General features: G+C 59.5%; 26 protein-coding genes. 11 read left to right on the top strand and 15 right to left on the bottom strand.

The genetic code is table 11. The features are described from left to right. The first annotated feature begins 39 nt into the window (after nt 1–39). Nucleotides 40–342 (top strand): putative quinol monooxygenase, encoded by a 303-nt coding sequence (locus N6G83_RS09535; protein ID WP_147823345.1) that lies wholly within the window; start codon nt 40–42, stop codon nt 340–342. Between the two features lie 111 nt (nt 343–453). Here the strand turns inward: N6G83_RS09535 and N6G83_RS09530 are convergent, their stop codons facing one another. The 7 genes from N6G83_RS09530 to N6G83_RS09500 form a co-directional block, all read right to left on the bottom strand. Continuing rightward, the gene (locus tag N6G83_RS09530; RefSeq protein ID WP_043141824.1) at nt 454–1,014 is read right to left on the bottom strand and encodes a hypothetical protein; all 561 of its coding nucleotides are present in this window, start codon (nt 1,012–1,014) and stop codon (nt 454–456) included. Further along, on the bottom strand, nt 998–1,564 hold the full coding sequence (locus tag N6G83_RS09525) for a GNAT family N-acetyltransferase (RefSeq protein WP_043141821.1): 567 nt from the start codon (nt 1,562–1,564) through the stop codon (nt 998–1,000). Before N6G83_RS09525 ends, N6G83_RS09530 begins: the two co-directional genes overlap by 17 nt. Nucleotides 1,565–1,687: 123 nt before the next feature. Continuing rightward, nucleotides 1,688–2,407: an enoyl-CoA hydratase-related protein gene (locus N6G83_RS09520; protein WP_197790407.1), complete on the bottom strand. Its 720-nt coding sequence runs from the start codon at nt 2,405–2,407 to the stop codon at nt 1,688–1,690. Beyond that, nucleotides 2,400–3,572 carry an MFS transporter gene (locus N6G83_RS09515; protein ID WP_043141814.1) on the bottom strand — a complete coding sequence of 391 codons (1,173 nt, stop codon included), beginning with the start codon at nt 3,570–3,572 and terminating at the stop codon, nt 2,400–2,402. The genes N6G83_RS09520 and N6G83_RS09515 overlap by 8 nt, the downstream gene beginning before the upstream one ends. After that, complete coding sequence (hemA, locus tag N6G83_RS09510) at nt 3,569–4,780, bottom strand: 5-aminolevulinate synthase (RefSeq protein WP_025302343.1); 1,212 nt, start codon at nt 4,778–4,780, stop codon at nt 3,569–3,571. Before hemA ends, N6G83_RS09515 begins: the two co-directional genes overlap by 4 nt. 15 nt (nt 4,781–4,795) lie before the next feature. Continuing rightward, nucleotides 4,796–6,007, bottom strand: coding sequence for an acetyl-CoA C-acyltransferase (locus tag N6G83_RS09505; RefSeq protein ID WP_060432848.1), 1,212 nt, complete (start codon nt 6,005–6,007; stop codon nt 4,796–4,798). 9 nt (nt 6,008–6,016) lie between these two features. Then, complete coding sequence (locus N6G83_RS09500) at nt 6,017–7,546, bottom strand: 3-hydroxyacyl-CoA dehydrogenase NAD-binding domain-containing protein (RefSeq protein WP_025302345.1); 1,530 nt, start codon at nt 7,544–7,546, stop codon at nt 6,017–6,019. 334 nt (nt 7,547–7,880) lie between these two features. Here N6G83_RS09500 and N6G83_RS09495 point away from each other — a divergent pair, with 334 nt between their 5' ends. The 3 genes from N6G83_RS09495 (at nt 7,881) to N6G83_RS09485 (ending at nt 10,064) form a co-directional block, all read left to right on the top strand. Next, complete coding sequence (locus N6G83_RS09495) at nt 7,881–8,597, top strand: LuxR family transcriptional regulator (protein ID WP_025302346.1); 717 nt, start codon at nt 7,881–7,883, stop codon at nt 8,595–8,597. A gap of 180 nt (nt 8,598–8,777) precedes the next feature. After that, on the top strand, nt 8,778–9,206 hold the full coding sequence (locus N6G83_RS09490) for a universal stress protein (RefSeq protein WP_025302347.1): 429 nt from the start codon (nt 8,778–8,780) through the stop codon (nt 9,204–9,206). Nucleotides 9,207–9,383: 177 nt separating this feature from the next. Further along, entirely contained in the window at nt 9,384–10,064 is a 681-nt protein-coding gene (locus N6G83_RS09485; RefSeq protein WP_025302348.1) for a hypothetical protein, read from the top strand. 45 nt (nt 10,065–10,109) lie between these two features. On the opposite strand, the gene N6G83_RS09480 is transcribed toward N6G83_RS09485, so the two are convergent. From N6G83_RS09480 to N6G83_RS09465, 4 genes are read right to left on the bottom strand one after another with little or no spacing between them, the layout of a single operon-like run. Continuing rightward, complete coding sequence (locus N6G83_RS09480) at nt 10,110–11,123, bottom strand: Ldh family oxidoreductase (RefSeq protein ID WP_060432849.1); 1,014 nt, start codon at nt 11,121–11,123, stop codon at nt 10,110–10,112. 18 nt (nt 11,124–11,141) lie between these two features. Then, nucleotides 11,142–12,707, bottom strand: coding sequence for an APC family permease (locus N6G83_RS09475; RefSeq protein WP_025302350.1), 1,566 nt, complete (start codon nt 12,705–12,707; stop codon nt 11,142–11,144). A 44-nt stretch (nt 12,708–12,751) separates the two neighbouring features. Beyond that, nucleotides 12,752–14,368: an aldehyde dehydrogenase (NADP(+)) gene (locus N6G83_RS09470; RefSeq protein ID WP_197832220.1), complete on the bottom strand. Its 1,617-nt coding sequence runs from the start codon at nt 14,366–14,368 to the stop codon at nt 12,752–12,754. A 54-nt stretch (nt 14,369–14,422) separates the two neighbouring features. Next, on the bottom strand, nt 14,423–15,343 hold the full coding sequence (locus N6G83_RS09465) for a dihydrodipicolinate synthase family protein (RefSeq protein WP_197833453.1): 921 nt from the start codon (nt 15,341–15,343) through the stop codon (nt 14,423–14,425). Between the two features lie 29 nt (nt 15,344–15,372). On the opposite strand from N6G83_RS09465, the gene N6G83_RS09460 reads away from it, so the two are divergent. Continuing rightward, nucleotides 15,373–15,543, top strand: a complete 171-nt coding sequence (locus tag N6G83_RS09460) for a hypothetical protein (protein ID WP_153266251.1) — start codon at nt 15,373–15,375, stop codon at nt 15,541–15,543. Nucleotides 15,544–15,552: 9 nt separating this feature from the next. Here N6G83_RS09460 and N6G83_RS09455 read toward each other — a convergent pair whose 3' ends face one another. Then, nucleotides 15,553–16,407 carry an AraC family transcriptional regulator gene (locus tag N6G83_RS09455; protein WP_025302353.1) on the bottom strand — a complete coding sequence of 285 codons (855 nt, stop codon included), beginning with the start codon at nt 16,405–16,407 and terminating at the stop codon, nt 15,553–15,555. A gap of 389 nt (nt 16,408–16,796) precedes the next feature. Between N6G83_RS09455 and N6G83_RS09450 the strand changes: the two genes are divergently transcribed. The 4 genes from N6G83_RS09450 to N6G83_RS09435 are packed head-to-tail and all read left to right on the top strand — an operon-like array spanning nt 16,797 to nt 20,386. Continuing rightward, nucleotides 16,797–17,744: a 4-hydroxyproline epimerase gene (locus N6G83_RS09450; protein ID WP_025302354.1), complete on the top strand. Its 948-nt coding sequence runs from the start codon at nt 16,797–16,799 to the stop codon at nt 17,742–17,744. Next, nucleotides 17,744–18,868 carry an NAD(P)/FAD-dependent oxidoreductase gene (locus tag N6G83_RS09445; protein WP_025302355.1) on the top strand — a complete coding sequence of 375 codons (1,125 nt, stop codon included), beginning with the start codon at nt 17,744–17,746 and terminating at the stop codon, nt 18,866–18,868. Before N6G83_RS09450 ends, N6G83_RS09445 begins: the two co-directional genes overlap by 1 nt. Continuing rightward, nucleotides 18,865–19,125 (top strand): (2Fe-2S)-binding protein, encoded by a 261-nt coding sequence (locus N6G83_RS09440; protein WP_025302356.1) that lies wholly within the window; start codon nt 18,865–18,867, stop codon nt 19,123–19,125. Before N6G83_RS09445 ends, N6G83_RS09440 begins: the two co-directional genes overlap by 4 nt. Then, the gene (locus N6G83_RS09435; protein ID WP_025302357.1) at nt 19,118–20,386 is read left to right on the top strand and encodes an FAD/NAD(P)-binding oxidoreductase; all 1,269 of its coding nucleotides are present in this window, start codon (nt 19,118–19,120) and stop codon (nt 20,384–20,386) included. Before N6G83_RS09440 ends, N6G83_RS09435 begins: the two co-directional genes overlap by 8 nt. Nucleotides 20,387–20,426: 40 nt before the next feature. On the opposite strand, the gene N6G83_RS09430 is transcribed toward N6G83_RS09435, so the two are convergent. Further along, nucleotides 20,427–20,786: a hypothetical protein gene (locus N6G83_RS09430; protein ID WP_025302358.1), complete on the bottom strand. Its 360-nt coding sequence runs from the start codon at nt 20,784–20,786 to the stop codon at nt 20,427–20,429. Between the two features lie 542 nt (nt 20,787–21,328). Between N6G83_RS09430 and N6G83_RS09425 the strand changes: the two genes are divergently transcribed. Further along, nucleotides 21,329–21,643 (top strand): hypothetical protein, encoded by a 315-nt coding sequence (locus tag N6G83_RS09425; protein WP_127146676.1) that lies wholly within the window; start codon nt 21,329–21,331, stop codon nt 21,641–21,643. Nucleotides 21,644–21,813: 170 nt separating this feature from the next. Continuing rightward, nucleotides 21,814–22,245, top strand: coding sequence for a hypothetical protein (locus N6G83_RS09420; protein WP_025302359.1), 432 nt, complete (start codon nt 21,814–21,816; stop codon nt 22,243–22,245). 17 nt (nt 22,246–22,262) lie between these two features. Here the strand turns inward: N6G83_RS09420 and N6G83_RS09415 are convergent, their stop codons facing one another. Continuing rightward, on the bottom strand, nt 22,263–22,604 hold the full coding sequence (locus tag N6G83_RS09415; protein WP_025302360.1) for a GlpM family protein: 342 nt from the start codon (nt 22,602–22,604) through the stop codon (nt 22,263–22,265). 121 nt (nt 22,605–22,725) lie between these two features. Then, nucleotides 22,726–22,950, bottom strand: coding sequence for a DUF2594 family protein (locus N6G83_RS09410; protein ID WP_004927950.1), 225 nt, complete (start codon nt 22,948–22,950; stop codon nt 22,726–22,728). Nucleotides 22,951–23,086: the final 136 nt, after the last annotated feature.

Raw genomic sequence — 23,086 nt, 5'->3', positions numbered from 1 at the left:
TAAGGTGAAGCACGGCAAAACAGAATGCAGGAGCGCAACATGCTGAAGGTCATCGCTGAAGATTTTATCCATCCGGAACACATTGACACCGTTATGCCATGGTATCGCGAGCTGGTGGCGAAAACCCGTCAAGAGCCGCTGTGCATCAGTTATGAACTGTGCATCGACCAGCAGGATCCCGGGCACTTTATTTTTATCGAAAGCTGGCCGGACCGCGCCGCCCTGGACGTGCATTGTCAGACCGAGCATTTCACCCGGCTGGTGCCGCAGATCAATCAGTATCAGCGCAAGCCTTGCACCTTCCTGTTTATGCAGGCGTTTCCTGAAACAGGCGATAAATAGGCGAAAAAATCCCCGCAGGGGGCGGGGTCAATGGCTTCTCACTACTATCTTGTTGTGATTAAAAAATAGGCTGATAATGATTTTCATTCTCTAAGAATGCTCTTAAATGAATCAGCTTGGTGAATGATTCACTACCCGCTTTTCGCTGGCGGTTTTAATGGCGCGCAGCATGCGGCGTCTTATCAACCCGCTCACCAGGCGAATAGCATACCAATACGGGGTAAACCGCCGCCGGCTGGCGTCGTCGGGGCAGAAGACGCGCGTTTCCGTCACCAGACGGCAGCGCCCACCCTCGAGGGGACTCACGACATACCCCAGCGCCAGTTTGGCGACGCCGGGCTGAGCGAAGGCCAGAAAGCCCGCTCCGTCAGCGACCTGCTCCAGACCGTACTCAGCCTGCCAAAAGCGGCCGATCAGGCCATAGACCAACGCGCTGTCATCCTGCTCAAGCAGGCAAAAATTATGCAGGCCAAACGGCGGCGGGCTGGGCTTATCGCGTGGCATCAGCCGCGCGGGCAATTCGCGCAGCGCTATCATGCTGCGGAAGAAACGATCGTGCTTGGGATCGTAGGCGGCCACGGCCGCCAGGATCCGAGCCTGCGGCGCGGCGATGGCGATCGCATGCCGTTCCGAGAACTGGTATTGCCCAAGGTATTTATTCAGCAGCGTCATGCCTTGCATTCTCCCGCCATTCGCTTTGCAGCAGGGCAAAGCCGAATTCGTCGCCCCATGCGCCTTTGAAAAACACGTTTTGCCGCCAATAGGCCTCGCGGCGAAAACCCAACTTGCCGAACAGCGTGGCGGCGCCAAGATTACGCGTGTCCACCACCGCAGTAATACGGTGCTTCGCCAACGGCCCGAACAGCAGAGCGATGACGGCGCTCAGCGCCTCGCGCGCCAGCCCTTGCCGCTGGTGGCTGGGCGCGAAGGTCACGCCCAGTTCAGCCTGGCGCCCCTCATCGAAGAAATGCACCGCGACATCGCCGAGCAACGCGCCGTCCTCACGGCGCTCGACCGCCAGCTGGAACCAGCTGTCGTCACGGTTGAACGCGAGCTGCCGTTGCCGTTCGAAAAAGGCCTGCGCATCGGTGGCGCTGTAGTCGCTCCAGCTTTGATAGCGCGCCACGTCAGGGTGACTGCGGTAGGCGGTAAAGTGGGGCAGATCGTCGGCCGTGAACGGGCGCAGGATCAGTCTGGGGGTCTGCAGAGGCAAAAGGCGCATTATTTTTCCTTATCAGCGCATTAGGACTACCGGCAGTGTAACCCAGCGCCGAGAAGCGGGCTGCGTAAAATGAGCGGTGGAGGACAAACGGGAAATGCCGGTTCAGACGAACCGGCAGGGGCATTATCGGCGGGCGGCGGCCTGACGCAGGCGCTCGACCGGGCCTTGTTGAAAATCGAATGAGGGGGCTTCTTGACGTGCCAGCCCCTGGCGCACGATGGCCTTCACCGCTTGGCTGGCAGCAAGATCTTTTCCGGCGATCTGTTCGGCGATGCGCAGCGCTTCTTCCCGGGCCGTCCCCTCGCTGATACGGGAAATGGCGCCGTGTGACAGCGCCTCCTGTGCGCCGACGGTTCTGCCGGTCAGCAGCCAGTCGAGCGCGACATAGGGGGAGATACGCGTCGGCAAGCGCGCGCACCCACCTTGTGCGGCGACTAACCCGAGCCCGGTTTCGGGGAAGCTGAAGCGTGCGTTCTGGCCGGCGACGATCAGATCGCACGCCAGCGCCAGCTCAAATCCGCCTCCGTACGCGATGCCGTCAACGGCGGCGATGATCACCTTGGCAATCTGTGCATGGATCAGCCCGCCAAACCCCTCCGGCGTGACGATGGGCAGTTCACCCTGATGAAAGGCGTTGATATCCATGCCGGCGGAAAATACCGCCGGTTGGCCGGCCAGCACGATCGCTCGCACCAAGTCATCGTTATCCGCCCGCCGCAGGTAGGTGCGGATCAACTCGGCCATCTGCAGGTTGATGGCGTTCTTTTTTTCCGGCCGATTAAGGGTGATGACCGCAACCTGCGCGCCATGGCGCTCATAAAGCACCGGAAGAACTTCACTCATCGCTGGCCTCTCCCCGGAAAAACAACAGCGTCAGCAGCAGGGCGATGGCGCCGAGCGGCAGCGAAAACAGCGGCAGGTAATAGGCCGGCAGCGCGTAGAGCGTCAGGCCGCCCAGCATCCCGCCCGCCGCGATGCCGGCGTACAACACCGAGCTGTTGAGCGACACGGTCAGCGCGCCAAAGCGTTTCGATAGCGACAACAGGTGATGCTGGATCGGTACCAGGTACATCCAGCCGGTAATGCCCCAGACGAGGAAGATGGCCAGTACCCACCAGGGCGAGGTGACATAAAAGGCCAGCAGAAACAGAGACAGCGTCTGGATCGCCACGGAAAACAGCAGCACGAACTTGCTGCCGAGGGCATCGGTTAACGCGCCGGAGGCAAAATTGCCGATCACCGCGCCAATGCCGAACACCAGCAGCGCGAGGGGCAGGATCGCCTCAGGGCCGAACTGGGTGTTTTTCAGCAACACGCTGACGTAGCTGTAGACGATGTGTTCCGAGCAAACGGCAAAAAAGGTGATCAGCAGCGTAGTCAGCACCGCCTTTTGCCGCAGCGGGGCGAGCCGCTCTTTCAGCGAATGCTTGCCCGATGGCGCAATGGCGCGCAGCGCCAACGACAGGCCCAGCAGCGCAATCGCCCCCAGCAGGGCGATGAACAGAAAGATTTCACGCCAGCCAATCAGTTTGGCGAGAAAGGTACCGAACGGAATGCCGAGCGCAATAGCCAACGTCATGCCGCCATAGACGATGGAAATAGCCAGGCCGCGGCGTTTTTCCGCCACCAGCCCCACCGCGGCGGCGGCGGCCTGCGGCGTGTAACAGGCCGCCCCCAATGCCGCCAGCACTCTGCCGAACGCGATCTGCAGATAGCTGGTGGCCCAGGCGCAGGCCAGGTTGCCGGCGATGAACAGCACCAGCGCCAACTGCAGGATATGCTTGCGGTTGACGTTGCCCAGCAGCCAGGCGGTGAGGGGGGCGAACAGCATATAGGCCAGCGCGAATACCGATATCAACTGCCCCGCTTGCGCGGGGCTGACGGCAAAGGTGTCGGAAATATCGCTGAGTACGCCGGCGACGATAAAAGCGTCGGTGCCGATGGCGAAGGTACCGGTCGCCATCAGGCAGAGCGTGATCAGATGGCCGTTATAATCCGCTAACTTCATCCTGCCCTCCGCAGATCGTTCGCTGCCCAGACCCGGCCTAGTGCCGCCAGGAAGGTCTCCACGTCGGCATGGGAATGTGCCGAGGTCGGCGTTACCCGTAGTCGCTCGCTGCCTGCGGGCACCGTCGGGGCATTGACCGGTTGCACGTAAATATCATGCTCATCGAGCAGCACTTTACTGATGTGTTTGTTGCGGTGCGGATCGCCGACCAGCAGCGGCAGGATATGGCTGTCTGCCGACACCAGCGGGATGCCGGCGGCGCGCAGGCCGGTTTTCAGGTGATCGACGATCGCCAGCAGGTGCTTGCGCTGGGTGTCATGCTCGAGGTTGTATCTAAAACTGGCCAACGCGGCGGCTACCACCGGCGCCGGTGACGAGGTGCTGAAGACGAATGCCGGCGCCCAGCTGCGCACCGCTTCCACCACCGAGCGGGGCGCGGCGATATAGCCACCCGCCGCACCGTAAGACTTGCCGAATCCGCCTTGGATAATAGTGATTTTATCCAACAGGCCCAGCTGTTCGGCATAGCCCAATCCCCGTTCGCCATACACGCCGGCCGAATGAATTTCGTCGAGATAGGTCAGCGCCTGATACTGTTCCGCCAGCGCCACGATCTGCGCCAGGGGGGCAAAGTCACCGTCCATGGAATACAGCGACTCGAAGGCAATCAGCTTTGGCCGCGCCGGATCGGCGGCCTGCAGCAGCTCGGCGAGGTGTGCTACATCATTGTGGCGGAAGATTTTTTTCTCCGCTTTACTGTAGCGAATCCCGTAAATCATCGAGGCGTGATTCAGTTCGTCGGAGAACACGATCAGATCGGGAATGGCGTCGCACAGGGTGGATAAGGTGGCGTCGTTGGCGCCGAAACCGGTGGTGAACAGCAGCGCCGACTCTTTGCCGTAGGCGCTGGCCAGCAGCGTTTCCAGCTCGCTGTGGTAGACCGAGGTGCCGGAAATGCTGCGGGCGCCGCAGGTGCCCAGCCCGACCCGGTTAACCGCGTCGGTGGTGGCCAGCAGCACTTTGGGGTGGTGGCTCATTGCCAGATAGTCGTTCGAGCACCAGACGTTGAGACGGCGCTCGCCGTGGTGCCCGTGGCTGGTGGCCCAGGGTTTGTCCTGCACGCCGCGTTCAAGGTTGAGAAACTCGCGAAAACGCCCCTGTTTTTTGGTTTCCGCCAGCTTTTCTTCAAGAATGTTCAGTACGCTCATCGTATGTTCCTTGTGTTAAACGGCTTTAAGGTTTAATGACAGGCCCTGACCGACGCCGACGCACATCGTCACCAATGCGTTGCTTGCCTGTCGGTCGCGTAATTCCAGCGCCGCCGACAGCACCAGGCGCGCACCGGACATCCCCAGCGGATGACCGAGCGCGATGGCGCCGCCGTTCGGGTTGACCCGCGCGTCGTTGGCGTCGATGCGCCAGTGTTTCAGCGCCGCCAGAACCTGTGAGGCGAACGCTTCGTTAATCTCGATGATGTCGAAGTCGTTCAAGGTGAACCCGCCGCGCTGCAGTAAGCGCTCGGTGGAGGCGATCGGCCCCAGCCCCATCAGCGCCGGTTCAACGCCGGCGGCCGCGCTGTCGCCGATCTCCGCCAGCGGTTGCCAGCCCTGGCGTTTCACGTAGCGACCGGAAGCCAATAGCAGCGCGGCGGCGCCGTCGTTGATGCCGGAAGCATTGCCCGCCGTGACCGAACCGCCGGCGGAGAACGCCGGTTTCAGCGCCTGCAGCTGTTGCAACGTGCTGAGCCGGGGAAATTCATCCTGCGCGAATGTGCGGGTGTTTTTACGATCCGCCGGCACGTCCACGGGCGTGATTTCCCGCGCCAGCCGGCCGCTGTCGATCGCCCGGCGGGCCTTTTGCTGCGAGGCCAGCGCGAACAGGTCCTGTTCCTCGCGTGAGATATGTTGCCGTTGGGCCACGTTTTCCGCCGTGATGCCCAGCGGGTCGCTGCCGTAGCGCTCCGCCAGCCGCGGATTGACGAAGCGCCATCCCAACGTGGTGTCATACAGCTTCACGCCTTTGTCGAACGGCGTTTCGCCCTTGCTCAGCACATAGGGTGCGCGGCTCATGCTTTCCACACCGCCGGCCAAAACCAGTTCGCTAAGACCGCTGCGGATTTTCGCCGCGGCGTAGATCACCGCATCCAACCCGGATGCGCAAAGGCGGTTGAGGGTGATGGCCGGCACCGACGGGTCTAACCCGGAAAGCAGTGTTGCCATGCGAGCGACGTTGCGGTTGTCTTCGCCGGACTGATTGGCGCAGCCCAGAACCACTTCGTCCAGATTCGCTTCCGCCGCCGGATGGCGCTGCAGCAGGCCGCGAATGATCGTCGCCGCCATGTCGTCGGGGCGGGTATGCGCCAGGCTGCCGCCATAGGCGCCGATCGCCGTGCGCGTGCCGTCGATCAGATAAACGCCGTCATCGTTAATGTTCATCATGGCTCCTCAAGGCGTGGTCGTCAGCGCCGGTTGCGCGGCGTGCAGAAGGGTGTAATGCGGCGCATAGCGCGCTGCGTGCAGCAGTTGCGCCAGATTGCTCAGCGTCGTCCTGACGTTTTTCTCCCCCAGTTTGCCGAGCCAGTCGAAAATGCCGCCGGCGTAGTTAACGCCCGCGACGGCGGCGACATCAATGTCTTCCCGGCTGCAGACGCCGCTTTCCACCATGATCACCGACTCATTGATCAGGCTGCTGAGGACGCGAGCGACGATCAGCGCCGGGGAATCTTTGATAAATTCAACCTGCGGGATCGCAGTGTGCAGCAGGCGTAAAAACAGCGCCTTATTGGCCGCAGAGGCATAGCGATTGTGCGCCGCAACCAGATACGCCGTGTCGGCGTAGTTCAGGGCGATGTCGACCACAAAAGCGTCAGCCGTCGTCTGCTCGGCTAACTGGCTCGCCGTGCGGCCATCGGTGATGCTGACGGTGAATGCGTCATTGATCTGGACGGCCGGCCCCAGGCTCGGTAAGGCCGGCCGTTGTTCCACGCGCAGCTGTGGCCACTGACGTGCGGCTCGCTGTTGCAACAGGGTAAAAAAAGGGTGTTCGCCGTAAACGCGCAGCGTCTCGACGTCTGCATCGATGGCGGCCGTCACTGGCGGGGCGGTTTCTTCGGCGGCAAAATAGGAGCGGCCGTTCTTTTTCCCCAACAGACCGGCATCGACCAGCGAACGCTGCAGATGGCCGGGGGTATAGCGCGGGTCGTATTGCATGTCCTGCCAGATTTGCCGGCTGACCTGATAGTTGATGTCCTGGCCGATAAAATCGGTCAGCTCGAGCGGCCCCATGCGGAAGTGTCCGCCGGCCTTGAGGGCACGGTCGATCTGCGGCGCGCGCGCCACGTGCTCTTCCAACAGGCGGAACCCTTCCAGGTAGTAGGGGCGGGCCATGCGGTTGACGATAAACCCCGGCGTGGCCTGACAGACGACATCGCGTTTCCCCAACGCGGCCACCAGTTGACGGCAACGTTCCGTGGTGGCGTGTGCGGTAAAGTAGGCCGGGATGATTTCAATCAGTTTCATCAGCGGCGCAGGGTTGAAAAAGTGCAAACCGATAAACCGCTCGCTGTGCGTCACCGCGGTTGCCAGCTTGTTAAGCGACAGTGAGGAGGTATTGGTGGCGATCAGCGTATCGGGCTTGACCACCGCGGCGATGGCCGCCAACACCTCAAGTTTGGTTTGTTCATGCTCGGCGATGGTTTCTATCACCAACTCGCTGTCGGCGATAGCCTCAAGCGCCGTCGAGAACACCAGATTGGCCAGCACTGAGCTTTTATCCTGCAGCGCGATCTTGCCCTGTTCGACTTTCTTGTTCAGGTCTTGCGCGATATATTCGCGAGCCTGATTGAGGGTATTGCCGTTGCGATTATAAAGCACCGTACGAATGCCCTTTTGCGCGAAAAGATAAGCGATGCCTCTGCCCATCGTTCCCGCGCCGATAATCGCAGCCGATTGAATTGCCGCATTACTTTCTGCCATAGAAAATCCCCGTCACTGTATGCCATGCGAAATTCGCAAATGCTTATTATCTCTTTGGATTTACGGCGGCACCGGGTGCCTGTTTGGAAAGTAATTGGCGGTGTCCTGGCTGTCTAACGGTAGAAATGACAGGTTTACGTCCTGAAGGGGTTATGCTATTCGCGTAGTTTTCCTGTTCGGCGCAATAAAAAGGCTTATTTTGAGGGGAATAGCTGTTTTCGTTATAGCGTTGGTATTTTTTATTATATGAAACGGCTACTGGCGCCGGGCGGCGATATTCTATAGTGAGTCTGACCTATCGATAATTGGCATCGCTATCTGGAGAACCTGCGTTATGGATACCCGCACTCAACGGCTCATGGCGGAGGTGATTGGCAGCCTGGCCGATCGCGAATGCTTTCTGACGCAACTGGGGCCCTGCGCCGAGGCGTTGGGGTTTGATTATTTCTCCTACATCGTGTTTTCCTGTTATCCGGCCAGCCGCCCCAAGATGCTGATCGAAGGTAATTTTTCAGCAGAGTATCTCGAAGATTATCGGCGGCAGCGGGTGTATTTGCAGGATCCGGTCATTGAGCGCGCTCACCATTCCACGCTGCAGTTCCAGTGGGACGAACGTTTTTATCACGATCGGCCGACGCTTTGGCGACGTATGGCGCAGTTTGGCCTGTGCGCCGGTTGGTCGCAGTCGGTCAAGGATTGCTATGGCAGGCTGGGGATCCTGACGTTTGCCGGCACAGCGCTACCGGAGCAAACGCCACAAGCGCGTGCGGCAAATGAAACCTTTTTCCTTTGGCTGGCGCAAACCGCCCATAAAACGCTGCGTGAAGCCTTGATATCGGTGAACGACGACGCGATAAAAGACGTGCTGACGCTGCGCGAAAAAGACATTTTACGCTGGTGCAGCGAAGGGAAAACGGCGGAAGAGATCGCGCTGTTGATGGGGGTGAGCGAGCGCACGATCAATTTCCACATAGGCAACTCGATTAAAAAACTTTCTGTCGCCAATAAGACCGCAGCCACCGCCAAAGCGGTTTATTTACAGCTGATTTAATCTCGAGAAATAAATAATTAATCGCCTATCCGTTATCGGTGTGATGTTTATATTTTGTTAAATTAAAAGCTATCCTTATCAGTATTTACCCCCCGATCACAAAAGCGTGATAAAGCGATTCACCGCGCCCGTGCGCGGCAGTATTCTGTTGGCACCCGGTTTACATAGAAAGGATGTGATATGTACAAGACTATTTTAGTGCCGATCGATATTGAAGAGGATCTGTTGACCGAGCATGCGCTGAAGCATGTGGAATATTTGGCGAAGATGTCCGGCGCTAAAGTGCATTTCTTCCATGCGCTACCGGATGCCTCGGCTTTTGTTACTGCCTATTCGTTCGGTCTCAAGGAATTTGAGAATCAGGCGGAGGTGAAGGCGGTGGACAAACTGAAGAAAATCATGTCGGAAATCGATCTGCCGTTGGATCGCCTTAATTACACCGTCAGCTTCGGTTCTGCGCGCGATCAGGTGTTGGAACTGGCGGAAGAGATCGACGCCGACCTGATCATTATCGGTTCACGGCGCCCGAGCGTGAAAACCTATCTGCTGGGATCTAACGCCGCCGCCATCGTTCGCCATGCCAATATTTCGGTGATGGTGGTCAGATAATCCCTCTTAAGCCCACCGTTTTCGGGCGCGCTCTGCGGTTGCCGGTCTGCGGCAGAGCGTGCCTTGCGTTTTATTGCCATCTCAGTGTGAGCTGCTACGATTTTAGCTGACGTTTTTATGCCACCCGGGTCACCGGCCTTGCGCATATTCTTCATCTCAGCCAGAAGAGGGGCAGCTATGCCATTAGAAGTCGATGGGATCATTAGAGGCGATCGGGGCAGTGAACCGAGCCGTTGGCAACATGCGTCAACCAAACCGCTTATCACGCTGACCTGGCATCACACCATTCCTTGGAACTGTTTGCGTAATGTCTGGAATGGTCTGGTGGCGGGGCAGCATTGGAACGCGCTGGACGAGTTTATGAACCTGATCGGTGTGCCAAACCGTGCCGAGGTGATCACACAGATCAAGAATAAAAACCTGCAGGATCGCGATGGATTACACACTCTGGTGACCTGGCAAGGATGGAACATCGTCGAGGGGCCTGGTAATGAGTATCGTGCGCAGGGGGACGATCCCGGTGAAAACTTCGACGGTTGGTCGGGTAAGGGGATGAGCACTAATCAGCAAGCGACGCTGCAGCAGGTCAACGTGTTGTATCAGGTGATGGCGCCGCTGGGAAGCCGTGCGCTGGACGCCGCCAGACAGGCGCCGAACATTTCTGCGGAAGAAGCGAGCGTCTTGCAACGGACGATTAAACAGACCCGTCCAACGTTGCGAGGAAAGGAACCGATCCGGTGGCAAGAAGACATGTGGCATCAGGTGCAGCCGGGTAAAGAGGCGAAACACTTCGCCCGTTGGGACACCAAACCGGTGTGGCGCAAGCGCCTGCACAGCGATCTGGCTCAGGCTGGATAAGCCTTTCCCCGCGCCGGGTTGCCGGCGCGGGGCATCAATCCGGCGCTAATCGCACAGCGCCATTATTTCGTCGTACAATGTCCTGGGAATTTCCACGCCGTATTGCTCGCTCTGCCGCCGCTGTCGATAACGCCGCTCGCCGGGGATGCGTGCGCCTTGCGCCTGCATGTCGGCAAACATCGCTTCTGCTCCGGCGAAATATTTCGCCTTATCCGCACCGAGAAAACGCTCGGGATCCAACGCGATGATCAACTCACCGCCGTAAGGCGACGAACCGGTGCCGTTGTCATAGGCCAGCGATTCCTTGCTGGTCATATCGCCGATCAGCGGCCCTGCCAGCAATTCAACCATCGCCGCCAGCGCCGAGCCCTTATGCCCACCGAAGGTCAGCATCGCGCCCTCCAGCACGCTGGCGGCATCGGTGGACGGATTGCCTGCCTTATCAATGCCCCAGCCTTCAGGCAGCGGGGTGCCAGCGCGGCGGTGCAGTTCGATTTCGCCGCGCGCCGCCGCGCTGGTGGCCATGTCGAATAAAAACGGCGGCCGATCCGGGCGTGGCCAGCCGAAGGCGATGGGGTTGGTGCCAAACAGCGGACGCGAACCGCCGGCCGGCGTCACCCACGCGTGGCTGGGTGTGCAGGCTAAGGCCACCAACCCCTGTTCGGTCAGCGGTTCTATGTCGGCCCACAGCGCGGAGAAATGCACGCAGCGGTTGATCGCCAGCGCGGCGATGCCATTGGCGCGCACCTTACCGATAAAGGCCGGCAGAGCGGTGCGGTAGGCCAGCAGGGAAAACGCGCCGCCGGCGTCGGCACGCAAGATGGCCGGCGCCTGGTCGAATAACTTGGGTACCGCATCGGCAGAGACCTTGCCTACCCGCAGCGATCGCACGCAGCCCAACAGCCGGTATAAGCCGTGAGAAGCGCAGCCGTCGCGTTCGCCCTGGGTGACATTTTGCGCCACAGCTTCGGCATGTGCCTGATTGAAACCGTTGCTGCGCAGCGTACGCAGCGCCAGTTGATAAGCCTGTTCCAACGACAGAACGTGCATGGATGTCATCTCGATGTCCCCCTGGGTTCATTCTTCTTCATCGCCGATAAAATTGGCCTGGGGTAAACAGGTATAGGCGCCCCAGTAATAAATCGCCAGCGCAATCACCGCCATGGTGAAGGTGTCCCACGGATGGGCAATAGCGCCGATGCCGCCGAAGCTGCTGAGGTAGGAAAGCCCGATCACCAGCGCATAGAAGACGATCAGCCACAACGAGGACCAAATTTGCTGCCGAAGGCTAACGGCGTGGGTCGGCACCTGATTTTTGAACAGGATATAGATGAAGAACATCAGGATCTGCAAGCCGAGCAGCCAGGAGACGGTGTCCCAGCCGGACCAGAAGACGATCAACGCCGAAATGATAAACGACAGCGGGCCGAGCACGCAGAAAGCGCGCACCCGGAACGGACGCGGCATATCGGGCGCATTGCGCCGCAGCCCGGCGGCGGTGACCGGGGCGATGGCGTAGCTCAACACCAGTGCGGCGGACACCACGCCGATCAGCTTTTCCCAGGACGGGAATGGCAGCGTCCAGAATACCGAGAGAGCGAAGGTCAACCACAGCGCCGGACGCGGGATACCGGACTCGCTATCCACCCGGGTGAACAGTTTGAAGAAGGTGCCGGCGCGCGCCCAACCGTAGATCACGCGAGGCGTGGCGTTCATATAGATGTTGCCGGTGCCGCTCGGCGAAACGATCGCGTCGCTGACTACCAGAAACGCCAGCCATCCCATGCCCAGCGTGATGGCGATGTCGCGGAACGGCAGGGAGAACTGTTGGCTGATGCCGGCCCAGCCACCGCTTAGCATCTCGCTAGGGATACTGCCGAGAAACGCTATCTGCAGCAGCACATAGATGATGGTGGACAGCACCACCGACAGGATCAGCGCGATAGGAATGGTGCGCTGCGGCCTTTGCACCTCGCTGGCGACCGAAATGATCGGCGTCAGGCCGAGGTAGGCGAAGATGATGCCGCCGGCGGAAATGGCGGCCTCAACCCCGGCGGAACCGAAAGGGGCAAAGCCCTGGCTGTGCAGGTTTTCCGGTTTGAAAAAGCTGAACAACACCACGATCACCAGCAGGGGCACCAGAAACTTCAGCACGCTGATCAGGTTATTGGATTTGGCGAAGGTTTTGACGCTGTAGTAGTTGAGCGCGAAGAAAAAACACAGCAGCGCCAGCTGCACCAGCCAGCCGATCGCTGTTGGATCGCCGGACCCCGGCTGGCTGAGGAACGGGAACCAGGCGGCAGCGTACTGCCGGGCGGCGACGACTTCGATGGCGATCAGGCTGGAGAAGGCGATCAGCGTGATAAACCCCAGCAGGTAACCCATTAGTTCACCGTGCGAGAATACCGGATAGCGAATGATGCCGCCGGCGCGCGGCAGAGCGGCGCCCAACTCGCAGTAGACGATGCCGAGCAGCAGCACCGCCAGGCCACCGATCAGCCAGGAATAGATGCCGGCCGGGCCGGCGATGGAGGAGACGTGGCTGGCGGCGAACAGCCAACCGGAGCCGAAGATGGCGCCCAGACCGATGAACGTCAGATCGGTGAGCGTAAGCTGCTTCTTGAATTTGCCTTGGGTTGTCATGGTATTACCCTTTTGTTATTGAGTGGCAGGCAGATGCGGCCGGGCTAATGTTGGGCAGGTGAAACCAGGGGATCTCGGGTGTAAGCGCCGTTAACCAGTCGCAGCAGGTTGAGCGGGTTGGCGTCCTGCAGCGCCGGCGGCAACAGCGCTGCAGGGGTGTTTTGCAAACAAACTGGCCGCAGGAAACGCTCGATCGCCAGCGTGCCTACCGAGGTGCCGCGTGCGTCGCTGGTGGCCGGGTAAGGGCCGCCGTGCACCATGGCGTCGCACACTTCCACCCCGGTCGGGTACCCGTTGAATAGCACCCGACCGGCTTTGCGCGCCAACAGTGCCGTTAGCCCGGCGGCCATATCGAGATCGTCGTCGTCCGCCAGCAGCGTGGCGGTCAACTGGCCTTGCAATGCCGTTAGCGCCGCATGCAGCTGCGCTTCGTTATCCATCGCCACCAGGATGCTGGCCGGGCCGAAGACCTCCTGTTGCAGCAGCGGGTCGGCCTGCAGCAACAGCGCCCCCTCCGCCTGATAAAGCTGCGCCGCCGCCCGAAGAGCAGGCGTTTCGCTTCGGCCTGCCAACCGCCGCATACCCGGGTGGGCATCGAGGGCCGCCAGCCCGTGACGGTAGTGCTCCAGGGTGCCGGCATTCAGCATCGGCTGCGGCTCGGCGGCGTTGACCAGGGCGCTCATCGTTTCGGTTAACCGATCGAAGGCGGCGCCGCGCAGCGCGACGATCACGCCGGGCTTGGTGCAGAACTGACCGCAGCCGAGCGTGAAGGAAGAGACCAGTTCCTGCGCGATGTGCTGCCCGCGCCGCGCCAGCGCCTTGGGCAGGATCATTACCGGGTTGATGCTCGACATTTCGGCGAAGACCGGAATAGGTTGGGGACGTTGCATCGCCAGATCGAACAGCGCCCGGCCGCCTTGCAGCGAGCCGGTGAATCCCACCGCCTGAATCGCCGGGTGTTTTACCAAATCGGCCCCTACGCGGTTGCCGAAGATCATGTTGAAGACGCCGGCGGGCATCCCCGTGCGTTCCCGTGCGCGCTCGATCGCCTGAGCGGTTAGCTCGGCGGTAATCATATGGCCACTGTGCGCTTTGAACACGACCGGGCAGCCGGCGGCGAGCGCGGCGGCGGTATCACCGCCCGCGGTGGAGAACGCCAGCGGGAAGTTGCTGGCGCCGAATACCGCCACCGGGCCGAGCGCCGTGCGGTATTGACGCAGATCGGGGCGCGGCAGGGGGGAACGCTGCGGCAGCGCGCAGTCGATGCGCACGCCTTCGACATCGCCGCGCCGCAGCAGCGTGGCGAACAGCCGCATCTGACCGCTGGTTCTGGCGCGTTCGCCGCTCAAGCGCGCCGCCGGCAGGGCCGTTTCCTGTGTGGCGAGGGCGAAGAAGGTTTCGTCCAAGGCCTCTAGCTCCTCGGCGATGGTGTCCAAAAAGTTCGCGCGTTGCTCGGCGCTGAGTTGCGAATAGGGCACAAAGGCCGCGGCGGCGGCTTCGGCGGCGGCGGCGGTTTCTGCTGCCGTGGCCTGGTGGAAGCGGTAGCCGGTCGGCTGACCGTCGTCGGCGCGCAGGCTGAGCAGCGCAGCTTCCCCTGCGGCGCGGCGCTGGCCGCCGATAAATTGTTGGCCGCTGATGGCGACGTGGCGTTCGTTGGGCATGGGTTCCCCCGGTAAATAAAGAGCGACGCCCGGCCTGGCCGGGCGGTGAAGGCGTTACAGGTCGACGTTCGGCAGTGCAGGACGAGTGGCCAGCGCTTTATCGATCACGGCATTGATCTCGGTGAGCGTTTCCCCCTGCAGCGCCAGGCGCGGTGGGCGAGTGACGGCGCTGCCGCGGCCAACCCGCTGTTCGCAGAGCTTGATGCATTGCACCAGATCGGGACGGGCATCGAGGTGCAGCAGCGGCATGAACCAGCTGTACAGCGCCAATGCTTCCTCATAGCGCTTTTCCTTAGCCAGACGGAACAGGGTTTCCCCTTCGCGCGGGAAAGCATTGGACATGCCGGAGATCCAGCCTTGCGCGCCGACGGCGATGCTTTCCAGCACCACATCGTCCAACCCGGCGAACAGCACGAAGCGATCGCCGACTTCGTTGCGTAGGTCGATAAAGCGGCGCGTATCGCCCGAGGAGTCTTTGAAACACACGATGTTCTCGCAGTCGACCAGCGAGGTCAGGATGTCGGGTGTGACGTCATTTTTGTAAATGGGGGGGTTGTTGTAGACCATGATCGGCAGATCGGTCGCGCCGGCGACGCTGCGGAAGTGTGCGGCGGTTTCGTGCGGCTTGGCGGAATAAACCAGCGCCGGCATCACCATAATGCCATCGACACCGGCCTTTTGCGCTTCACGCGCCATGTTCTGCGCGAAGGCGGTGGTGAACTCGGCGATGCCGGCGATCACCGGCACTTTGCCGTCGGCGGCGTCTCTCGCCACTTCGATCACCGCCAGCTTTTCCTGCATCGTCATCGAGGTGTTTTCACCGACGGTGCCACACACCACCAGACCGGAGACGCCGTCGCGCACCAGGTTTTTGATCACCGTATGGGTGGCGTCGAGGTCCAGAGAGAAATCGTTGCGGAACTGGGTCGTCACCGCCGGGAATACGCCGCTCCAGCTTATGGCTTTATGGCTCATAGTGTTTGTCCTGTCGTCCGAAAGTGTTAATGAAAAGTGAATCTTTAGTAAGGCTCACCGACAGATTGACCGGTATTGCGCAGGGAGGCTTGACGCTTTTCGCCGATTGCCGCGACGAAATTGGCACAATGGCGGCGGAAAGCGGGCATGAAAAAAACCAGGCGCCGGTGCGCCGTGAGGAGAGGGAGGTAACCAGGTAAATCAGCGCGTTAAGCGGAAAGCGTCAGGCGGAAATCGCGCGGCGTGGAGCCGGTCATCGCTTTGAACTGACGGCTGAAGGCGCTGTGATCGGTATAGCCGCACTGTAGCGCGATGTCGGTGATTGGCAGATCGCCGGCCAGCAGTTCCGTGGCCTTTTCCAGCCGCACTTTATGGATCATCTGGCGCGGGGTGAGGTGGAAGATACGTTTGCAGTAGCGTTCAATCTGCGCCACCGACAACCCGGTCAGCGCCGTCAGCTCTTCAAGCGCGATCGGTCGCGCGTAGTGGCGGCGGATATGCACATCGATCGCCGCCAGCCGTTGGTAGGCCGGGTGATTGGCCCTGGCCTCCTGCAGGTCGTGAGAAATACCCGCCATACCGATGATTCTTCCCTGCGCGTCATACAGCGCCAGCTTTTGCGTCAGGCACCAGCCGGTTTCTCGGCCATTGTACAGGTGCATCTCCAGTTGATCCTGGATCAGCACGCCGTGGCGCAATACCCGCAGATCCTGCTCGGTGTAGCCGGATCCGAGCTGAGCGGGAAAAACGTCGGCGGAGGTCTTGCCCAGCAGCGGCGTGACGGTTTTGAAACCGCAGCGCTTGGCCAGCGTGAGGTTGGCCAGCAGGTAGCGAGCCTGGGCGTCTTTGATAAAGAACACCACGTTCGGGATCGCGTTCAGCAACGGCGCGATCAGCGCCAGCGTATTCAGCAGATCGCGCAGGTTGTTCGGGCGCTGTTGCGCCAGTCCGTCGCACAGACGCGACAGATGTTCGACGGCAAAAACGTCCTCCTGCTCCGGCAACCCAACAAGCGAAGGCGGCGAGAGAGAAACCGGAGGCTGATAGTCTGAAGTGGATCGCATAACAGTCCCTTTTCGGTCGTTAGCCGGAAAAACAGGCGGGCCAGGTTGGCACTTTCGCATCAATATTAACTTTTCTGTAACGAAGCAAGCGCTATTTCCGGCCGGCTGCTAAATATGCGGATTGCCGCATACTTTTGCCGGGCGGAGTTTGGCAGTTGCTTGAAAACTGCGGTGTTTCTCGCTACATAAAGGTTTAGCATGGAAATAACAGTATGATAAATAAGTCATTATTATGGCATTCGTTAAGCGTATACCCGCGCCGCGTCAGACCTGACTTTTATCACTGTGCTGATTTCTTCATTCGCCGCGCCGAAACGCATCAAGCCGCCATGCTCACATTCGTTCAGGCTAATGCCATTGGTAACATCTCATTAACTCAGGAGACGCCGATGGCACTTTCTGCGCATATCACCGCTTTGCGGGCGATCGATTCTCATACCGGCGGAGAGCCGACACGTCTGATCGTGGAAGGGTTTCCCGATCTCGGCGAGGGCAGCATGGCGGAACGGCGGGCGCGTTTCGCGCAACATTATGACGATTGGCGCTGCGCGGTGATGCTCGAACCGCGCGGCAATGACGTGCTGGTGGGGGCGCTGCTGTGTCGCCCCTGCTCGCCGCAGGCCACCGCTGGGGTGATCTTCTTTAACAACAACGGCTATCTGGGTATGTGCGGGCACGGCACTATCGGGCTGATCGCTTCGCTGGCGCACCTAGGGCGCATCCACGCCGGGTGCCATCTCATCGAGACCCCGGTCGGCACGGTAAACGCCACGCTGCATGACGACGGCAGCGTCACGGTGGAGAACGTGGCGGCTTATCGTTACCGTCGCCAGGTGCGGCTTGAGGTTGGGGGATACGGGCCGGTGACGGGGGATATCGCCTGGGGCGGTAACTGGTTCTTCCTGATCGGCGAGTCGCCGTTACCTATCGATAGACAAAATCTGGAGGCATTGACCGCGTTCACCTGGGCGGTGCGGCAGACATTGGAACAGGCGGGCATCTGCGGTGAAGACGGCGGAGTGATAGACCATATCGAACTGTTCGGTGACGATCCGCAGGCCGACAGCCGAAGCTTCGTGTTGTGCCCCGGCAAAGCCTATGATCGTTCTCCGTGCGGTACCGGTACCAGCGCCAAACTGGCGTGTCTGGCGGCGGACGGCAAACTGCCACCGGAAACGCAGTGGCGGCAGGTCAGCGTGATCGGTAGCGAATTCCAGGCCTATTACCGCTGGAATGGCGAACGTATTACTCCTTTTATTCGCGGGCAGGCCTATGTGTGTGCCGATAGCCAACTGCTGCTCGACGAACGCGATCCCTTTGTCTGGGGAATACGCTGATGGGCACCGGACAGAAAGCCGATGTCATCGTGATCGGCGCCGGCATCATCGGCGCTGCCTGTGCCTGGCGGTTGGCGCGGGAAGGGTATCGTGTCTCGGTAGTGGACGATCGTCGCGCCGGTGCGACCGCCGCCGGCATGGGGCATCTGGTATGCATGGACGATAATCCGGCTGAGCTGGCGTTGAGCGCTTATTCGCTGCGGTTATGGCGTGAAGTGACGGGGCGGATGCCGCAAGCGTGTGCCTGGCGCGGCTGCGGAACGCTATGGCTGGCGGATAAAACGGATGAAATGGGCATTGCCGAACAAAAGCGGGCGCGGCTGGCGGAGCAGGGTGTGACTGCGGAACTGCTGACGGCGGAGCAGATCGCCGCCGTGGAGCCGATGCTGCGGCACGGCCTGGCCGGTGGGCTGCGGGTGCCGGCCGACGGCATTGTGTATGCGCCGCTCGTGGCTCGCTGGCTGTTGGACGACGGTAGTGCAGCGATCGACGTGGTACATGGCGAAGCGACAGCATTGGAGGAAGGGGCAGTGAGGCTGGCGGATGGCAGGCGCCTGGCTGCGCCACTGGTAGTCCTGGCCTGTGGCCTCAGGGCCAATAGCCTATTGCCGCAGGCTTTGCTGCACGCCAAGAAGGGCCATCTGGCGATCACCGATCGCTACCCGCCGCGGGTGCGGCATCAACTGGTGGAGTTGGGATATGGCGCCAGCGCGCATGCCAGCGACGGTACGTCGGTGGCATTCAATGTGCAGGCACGGCCCACCGGACAATGGCTGATCGGCTCTTCCCGCCAGTTTGACGCCGTCGATTCGGCGTTGGACATGCCAGTGTTGGCGGCGATGCTCAAGCGTGCGCAGCATTTCTTGCCCGCACTGGCGCAGATGAACATCATTCGCTGCTGGACCGGGCTGCGCGCCGCCTCTGCCGACGGGCTGCCGTTGTTGGGCGCACATCCGCGGCATTCCTGGCTGTGGTTGGCGCTGGGGCACGAGGGATTGGGTGTCACAACCGCCCTTGGTAGTGCCGCGCTGATTACTGCGCAGATCGGCCGGCAAACGCCGGAGATTGATGATTCCCCCTATTTGGCGGCGCGCGCGTTTGCCGTCGAGGAGCTGCCTGTATGAATGAAAGACAAAATACGCTCTCGTTGAGTATCGATGGAGAGCACCGGCGGGTGCCGGTTGGCCTCAGCGTTGCTGCGGCACTCAGCCTGTGCGGTGACGATCGTTGCCGGTTGTCGATTTCACACCAACCACGGGCCCCCTTTTGCGGCATGGGCATTTGTCAGGAGTGCCGGGTGACCATTAACGGTCTGCGTCGCCTGGCGTGCCAGACGCTGTGCCAAGCCGGCATGCGCATCGAGAGGAGCGATGATGAGTAACTTCGACTGTGAGGTGCTGATCGTCGGCGCTGGGCCGGCCGGCATGGCGGCGGCGCTGGCCGCTGCGGAAAGTGGTGGTCAGGTACGAATGATTGATGATAATCCACATCCAGGCGGACAAATCTGGCGCGATGGACCGCAGGTGGCATTGCCTGAAATGGCGAACCGCTATCGGCAGGCGGTGGTGACGAAGGAAAATATTGCGCTGCAGTCCGGCTGCAAGCTGGTGGCGCAGTGTGGCGCTAACCGATTGGCATATGAAGATGCCGAAGGCTGCGGCGTGATTCGCTATCAAAAGTTGATTTTATGCAATGGCGCTCGTGAACTCCTGTTGCCGTTTCCCGGCTGGACGCTGCCGGGGGTGACCGGCGCCGGTGGTCTACAGGCGCAAATCAAGCAAGGGCTGACAATCCGCGGTGAGCGAGTAGTGATAGCAGGCAGTGGTCCACTGCTGTTGGCGGTGGCGAACAGCGTAAAACAGGCCGGCGGCGAGGTGGTGCTGGTGGCTGAGCAGGCACCGCTTTGGCGGTTGGCGGCGTTTGCGGGCGGCTTGTGGCGCTGGCCAGCCAAGCTGCATCAGGCGTTTTCTCTGATGCCGCATCGTTATCGTGCCGGTAGCCGGGTGCTGGCGGCGTTGGGGCAAGACCGTTTAACCTCGGTGCACGTCAATAACGGTGGGCGGCAAAGAACGATCGCCTGCGACAGGTTAGCCTGCGGTTTTGGATTGGTGGCGAACATTGAGTTGGCCATGCTGCTGGGGTGTCGGATAGAACACGGTGCCGTAGCGGTGGATCATTGTCAGCAAACCAGCCAGGCGCAAATTTATGCCGCCGGGGAATGTACCGGCATCGGCGGCAGTGAATTGGCGCTCACCGAAGGCGCCATCGCCGGTTATGCCGCCACCGGTCAGAAGGAAAAAGCCGATTTTATGATGGCGCAGCGGCAGCGGTGGCGGCGTTTCGCCACGGCGACAGCGGCCGCTTTTACGCTCGATGAACGCATGAATTCTCTGGCCAAACCGCAGACGCTGCTGTGCCGCTGCGAAGACGTCGCGCTGGAACAGGTCCGCCATCAGCCGGATTGGAACACGGCTAAGCTAAGTAGCCGCTGTGGCATGGGGGCATGCCAGGGTAAAGTCTGCGCGGCGGCGGCGAGGCAGCTTTTGGGCTGGCCTTTGCCACCGCCGCGTGTGCCTTTAACGCCGGTCAGGGCGGAAACACTGGTTGCGCTGGGGCTGAACCGAAGTGATGACGACGGCTGAATGGATTAGCGGCATGTCACCCTAGGCAAACGCCGCCACATCACCATTGCGGCCAATAGTAGGTTTTCTCTCGCCAACCTTTGCTGTACATACAGGCTTCGATGGTGGCGTTTCGGGCGGACTGATTGCGGTCGGTCTGCACCGTCTTAATCGACGGCTCTTTGTCATAGCGGTATCCCGATGGGCAATCTTTCTTATTTTTCTCGCAAGGGATGTATTTGTTTTCGTAGCTGAACTCCACGTCCCGCACCACGTCCGGCGGAAAACGATCGTAGCCGCGGCTGCGGCATTCGGCATATTCGGCATCCCGGGTACTCTCGACCGCGCCGGGCCTTTCCCATTGGGTGCAGGCGGTCATCATCAAAAGCGGCAAAACAATCAAACAACGGTAATTCTTCATGGTGTCCCTAACTCTTTCTCTGTCCTGAGGCTCTCCGACTAGGAATGTTCCTAACTGGCGAGGTAGGAAAGTGTAATAAACTGGCGGAATAATTGGAAATGATAATGGTTATTGTTTAGGTATGATTGAGGAAGTGCCGCGTTGAGAGAGGATGTGGCACATTGGGGAAGTCTGTAGGGATCTGCGACCACACGACGAAGGTGGGTCGATGTGGTGCTGGTTTTATTCATTCTTTTTATGCCGTAATGATCCGAGCGCAATTGCATCGTTTTGATGAGTGAAATAATACGCATGCTAAGTATGTTCTTATCTTGCCTGACTATTATTTTTATTTAGGATATTTACCCATGCCAAGGATTTAATACTCGGTATTAATACTCTATTTTTTTATTTCTGTTTTTTTATTGGGGTTTTATTTCCGGGTTTTTTCTGGGGAAGGCTTTTAGTTACAGGGAATTCATTTGCATTTTAAATTTGGATTTTTTAAATTAATTTTAGAGGAAGGGTAATCGTACGCGACAGCGTCAAAAAAGGAGTTTATTTTGTCTGGGATAAAGAAAACGCCTGAAAGTCATGACGGTTTACCTTCACCATCAGAGGATTATGATACTTTCAAGCACCTCTCCGATGTGGGGGCCGTGTTGGGATATGGGCGAACTCGCTTTTATCAGTGGTGCCGCGGACGCGGATTTCTAACCCCAATGAACGTTCCATCACATGAAATGATCAGCCTGGGATATATGGTGGCGGTGTTATCAGAGACCGGTCATACCCGAGTTTACGTCACGCAGGATGGTTTCAGTTACGTCAGTGGTGCTTTTGCGGCAGATATCCAACGTGGCATGGTCAAGTTTTAAATCTGCAAGAATCGCCTTTATTTCAATAGCTTTAATGCAGAATCTTCTTATTCCTGCCGGTTTGTGGGTGAGTGGGAAGTTATCCGATTTTTTCGTCTCTGCAGTATGAATGCTACTGGAGACAGCTATTCTCTTGTTACGATAAGCATTATTTTCTTCAGGAGCCAAGGATGAAGCATTACGCCGCGTTGTTATTTGCCTCTGCACTGTTGACGGGATGTGCGACTCAAGTCGTACCGCCGCAACAGGCTGAATTGCCGCCCCCAAGCCGTCTGATGCTCTATCAGAATATCCCGGATACGCCTTACGCTACGGTAGTGGTGGTGCGCGACAGCGGAATGCTAGCGGGGAGCTGTCGCACCGGCGTCTATGTGAATGGGGAGTTCGCCGCTTCACTGGGGTCGAAAGAGAAAGCAGAATTTCGCGTGCCGCCAGGCAATATTACGGTCAGTATCGGGCAAGATATGATCGAGAATAATCTGTGTATTTGGCGTGAGACCGGCGGCAGTGTACCGATGACGCTGCGCGCCGGTGAAAGCCGCTATCTGCGTATCGCCGGCGATCGGCAGAGAGGCTTCGTTTTGCAGGCAGGGCGGCCGTAACATTTCCGGCAAGGGCGTTAACGCCCTTGCCACCATCCCCACAGCGTAATGAGTAGCCACGCCGCTGCAATCCAGCACAGTACCGCCGCACCCAGCGCTAACGATAGCCGCAGGCTGTTAATCAGGAAATACAGCGAAATCAAATACACCAGGTAGGGCAACACCGCCCACATGCCGAAAATCAGCGTCGTTTTTAGCGCCGCTATTGAACGTTCGCTGCCGACAACATAATGCGCAATCAAAGCAAAAGTGGGGAAGAGCGGGACTAAACCGGCGATATAATAGTTGCGCGTTTTGGCCAACAGGCCAATCAGAACCACGACCAGCGCGCCGATCAGCGCTTTGACAAGGATGCCCATAACGGTCTCGGGTGTGGGGGAAAGTCAACACACTGCCCGAAAGTCTGTGCAAGATCAATGGCGTGTTGCGTAGCGCGGGGAAAAACAGACCCGCATGAAACGCGGGTCTGAGAGGCAACGTTTACTGGCGGTAAGCGTGCTTGATTTGCTGAATGCTGTTCTTGAAGATTTCCGCCTGAGTCGGATCTTCAATCTGGGCAATGAAACGTTCCATGTTGATGATGACTTTCCCGGCGTCGGCCTGGCCGATCGACTTCAGGATCAGCGTCAGCGTAGCTTTGAGGCAGGCAACCTCGGTCGCCAAGATTTCCGGGTTTGCAGACGTAGTGAAATCAACGTTGCTCATTTTCTCTCCTGATTTTTTGAGGCCGTAGCCTGATACAAGCTGCTTTGGCGCACCGCGCGTGGGCTAAACAGTTGTCGCGCGCGGTGGCGAATTTAACTGGGCGCGGAGTATAGCATAGCATGCGTCCATCATCTGC

The organism is Serratia sp. PL7 (genome assembly GCF_945957435.1).
Note: the sequence above shows the minus strand (reverse complement) of the source record. Positions and strands in the feature narration are given on the sequence as shown.